Annotated in this window: 3 protein-coding genes; 1 reads left to right on the forward strand and 2 read right to left on the reverse strand. The window is 34.8% G+C overall.

The genetic code is table 11. From position 1 onward, the window contains the following. Both RMR19_RS13480 and asnB read right to left on the reverse strand, forming a co-directional pair. A partial coding sequence (locus RMR19_RS13480) for an ATP-binding cassette domain-containing protein (RefSeq protein ID WP_310604013.1) occupies positions 1–768 on the reverse strand: 768 nt, incomplete at its 3' end. Positions 769–1,462: 694 nt separating this feature from the next. Next, a complete protein-coding gene (asnB, locus tag RMR19_RS13485) occupies positions 1,463–3,313 on the reverse strand; it encodes an asparagine synthase (glutamine-hydrolyzing) (protein ID WP_310604014.1) in 1,851 nt (616 codons plus the stop codon). 195 nt (positions 3,314–3,508) lie between these two features. On the opposite strand from asnB, the gene RMR19_RS13490 reads away from it, so the two are divergent. Beyond that, on the forward strand, positions 3,509–3,763 hold the full coding sequence (locus tag RMR19_RS13490) for a hypothetical protein (protein WP_310604015.1): 255 nt from the start codon (positions 3,509–3,511) through the stop codon (positions 3,761–3,763). The last annotated feature ends 349 nt before the right edge of the window (positions 3,764–4,112 follow it).

The following is a 4,112-nucleotide window of genomic DNA, read 5'->3' on the forward strand; positions in this document are numbered from 1 at the left end:
ATATAATTTTTTCTGTTTGCTTCCTGTACTTTTTTGATGACCTAAACGTCCAGCGTTTTCGTTAGAATTTTTGGATTTTTGTCCTTTTTGTTTATTATCAATAGTACTAGCTTGCTTACGCTTTTCATTTATAGCTGATTCTAATTTTTCACGTTCGTAGATAAAATGTTCATACTGTATTTCCTGGTGCTTTCGTATTTCCTTTTTTTGATTTGTATAATCAGAATAATTGCCCCAGTATTCGGTGATTTTACCATTATCAAGTTCCCATATTTTATCGACAACATGGTCAAGAAAATACCGATCATGGCTTATGACGATAAGGGCACCGTTAAAATATTTTAGTTGCTCGATAAGTAATTCAGTGCCTGCTTGGTCAAGGTGACAAGTTGGTTCGTCAGCAAAAATGGCATGGACTTGTTGAGAGAGTGCAGCAGCGATTTTAACACGAGTTTCTTCACCACCACTCATAGTTTCTTCTTGTATATCCGAAACATTCAAACGTGATAACATACCATAATCATCAACTTTGTCTAGCATAATGTCTTCTAATTGTTTTATATATGCAAATTCACCAAAACGTTGTAATGGGCAACTGCTTGAAGAAATTTCGCCAGAAAGCACTTGGAATAGTGTACTTTTTCCTGTTCCATTGTTGCCGACAAGTCCAATACGGTCATAAGAATATAGTTCCAATTCATCAATATTCAAAATCTCGCGTCCAGAATATTCTATATTAATATTATTAGCTTTTAAAATAAGTCCCATAGTAATAACCTCCGATTCAATTTAAATGTATAGTTTTTAATAAAAAGTTACATAAAAATAAGCCAGCAGTCCAACAAAGTGGACTACTGGCCGGAGATTTAGAATTGAAAGCAGAACTTTGTTGTACATATATTTATGTACAACAAAAAAACGTATTCAAACTAAAAAGGCACAACAAAAATAGCCCACTATCATTAAGACAGTGCTGCTATGAAATTGTTGTGTTTTAGCGAATACGAATATACCACATAATATTTCTCCTTTGGTCTTTTGATTTTATAATAACATAGTAATCTGAGACTTGCAAGCTACTTGCAGTACTAACTGGGAATAAGAATGCAATGCCAGCACCATATTGGTCAAATACATCTTCCAATAATATTGTAGTTTCTTTGGTTATGCAGAGAATTACTATCATGGTTTCTTGCTTGGATTATTAAAAGAAATAATTACAAGGCGGAGCTTTATAAAGAAGGATATCGAAAATTTCTTTATTATGGTATTAGCTTTTATAAGAAAGAGTGTATGGCGATAGTAAATAAAGAGTAAACGAAAAGATAAGGGTTGAAGTAATATGCTTTTTAGCGATGTTACTTTGACCCTTAATTTATCTTCTAAGATTAAAAATCGTATACTTTTGACATAGATATATTCTTGAATAGTCACTAAAATCGTACCTTAATGATTCGCTAATTTACAAAACCTCAATATGATACTTCTCCAACCAATAGTTAATCTGTATCATATACGCAATCATCTGAGGCCCAGCCATTAACTGCCCATACCATGGTTTACCATAGTCAGAAGGACTATGAAGGAATTGATATGCTTTTTTCTTGTCAAGAAACGTTAAGATTGGAGAGGAAGGGGTCTCGATAATGTCGGTAAAGCGTTGCTGTAATAATTGTTCATATGCAGGGTCATATGTTTTGGGATAAGGGCTCTTTCTGCGAAATAGAATTTCATCGGGTAAAAGCCCTCTTGCTGATTCACGAAGAAGATGTTTGACTGTGTTGCCTTTGTATTTAATGGCCCAAGGAACATTCCATACATATTCGATAATTCGGTGATCTGCAAAAGGAACACGAGCTTCTAATCCAGAGTACATACTCGTTCTATCCATACGGTCTAGTAGCGTTTGCATAAACCATCTAAGGTTAAGATAAGAGATTTCACGTCTTCTGGCTTCTGTAGGGGAATCCTCAGCAAGTCTTGGAGTTTCAGCAATAGAAGCATCATAAGTAGCATGAATATACTCATCCATGTGTAGTTCAGAAAGAAAGGAATCGGATAGTAATGTTTTACGTGCATCAATATCCATGGACCAAGGAAATGTAGCAGCATGGAAGCATTCCTCTTTATGAAACCAAGGGTAGCCACCGAATATTTCATCTGCGCATTCTCCCGTTAGTGTAACTTTATTGTATTGCTTTACTTGGTGGCAAAAATGTAACATAGAAGAGTCAACATCTGCCATTGCTGGGAGGTCTCTTGCATCAACGGATTCATAGAGGCAATCAGCCATGGAATAATTATCACATTCCAGATACGTATGTTTACTATCTAGGAATTCAACCATCTTGGCAACATAGGGTTTGTCACTGGAAGGCTGAAATGGATTGGATTTAAAGTATTTATCATTATTAACGAAATCAAAGGAATAGGTTTGAAGCTGTTTTCCTTGCTTTTTTAATTCATTTGCACAAACTGCGGAGACAAGACTGCTGTCAATACCGCCAGATAGGAATGTACAGATGGGGACATCGGAAACCATTTGACGTGAAATGGAGTCAGTTACAAGAAAACGAGTTTTCTCAACGGTTTCTTCGTAAGAATCTGTATGTGGCGTGCTGATTAGTTTCCAATAGCAATGAAGTTTCATAGAATGCTTTTGGTACATTAGATAATGGCCAGGCAAAATCTCAGACATATCTTTGAATATGCCACAACCGCTAGTTTTCGCAGGGCCAATACTAAATATTTCGTTAAGTCCATTTTTATCAACACGAGGTTGGTAATCAGGATAGGAAAAGATAGCTTTTAATTCAGAACCAAAAAGCAAGGTATCTTGAAATACAGTGTAGAAGAGAGGCTTGATACCACTACGATCTCGGTATAGAGATATTTGCCCTTCTTTCTCATTAAGAAATGCATAGGCAAAGATGCCATTCAATTTTTCAACAAAGGAAGTGCCATATTCAATATGACCAAGAAGAATCACTTCGGTATCTGAGGAGGTTTGGAATCGCCATCCTTTTTGGGTTAAATCAGATCTAAGTTCGGCAGAATTATAGAGTTCACCATTATAGCAAATGACGTAGGTGTATCCGTCTACACTACGATACATAGGTTGTTTCCCGTTTGCTAAGTCAATGATAGAGAGTCTTGCATGAGCCAATCCGAAGTGTTCTGACAGGTAATGACCATGTTCATCAGGTCCTCTATTGTATAAAGTGTCAGACATATTTTCTAGTATGTTACGATATTTATCTTGATTCGTATTATAATCAACATCAAAATTACAAAATCCCGCTATTCCACACATTGTAAGTTACCTCTGAAATATAATCATAGTATTATATGTGTAAAATAAAAGATTGATTGTTGCTGCCTATGTAAATCGAAAAATCCTAATAATATTAAGTTTAAAGGCAAGAAAAGGCATTCGAACAACCGTTGAAAATGATTATTCGAATGCTTGTATTGTGGAGAACTTTTCAATTGGTAGATATCGTTTTTCTTGGAATTGAAAAATGTATATAAGAAGAAATCAGAACTAGTTTTAGCGACAGTTGCGACCACAACGGTTACAGCCACATCTGTTCTTATCACAACTGCAGCGATTCCAACTATTCCAGCTTTCACAGCTATTCCAGCTATCACAGCTAGATCTGTCAGAGTTACATCCGCAATTAGAGTTGTTACAGCCACAGCGATTGTTGTTGCAATTATTATTCCAACAATTAAAGCCACAATTATTAAAACAACCAAATAAACCACACATAATAATTCATTCCTTTAAGAGTATTTTATAGTATATGTATATGCAAAAGTAGATGAAGAGTGTCACTATTTGTAGAAAAAAACAGGAATAAAAAATAGAATCTAGTTGACAAGCATTGTTGCTTTACATATACTATACATTGATAAGTATCAATGTATAGTATTCTGAGAAAGGTATGGTTATTAAATGGAAAATGAATCATAGAATGATTCATTTAGAAGTTGGAGAATATAATAGATAATATGGTATAAAAAACAGGGAATCTTCATGGTGGAGAATTTTGTAAATAGGTATAACAAAAGAAGGAGTAATTATGGTCACATTTAAAAAAGTTGAGTTA

The organism is Anaerosporobacter sp., from assembly GCF_031551385.1.
Lineage (GTDB): Bacteria > Bacillota > Clostridia > Lachnospirales > Lachnospiraceae > Anaerosporobacter.

Excerpts from the sequence above, each read along its gene's own strand:
- asnB (WP_310604014.1), bottom strand. The coding sequence starts at position 3,313 with ATGTGTGGAATAGCGGGATTTTGTAATTTTGATGTTGATTATAATACG.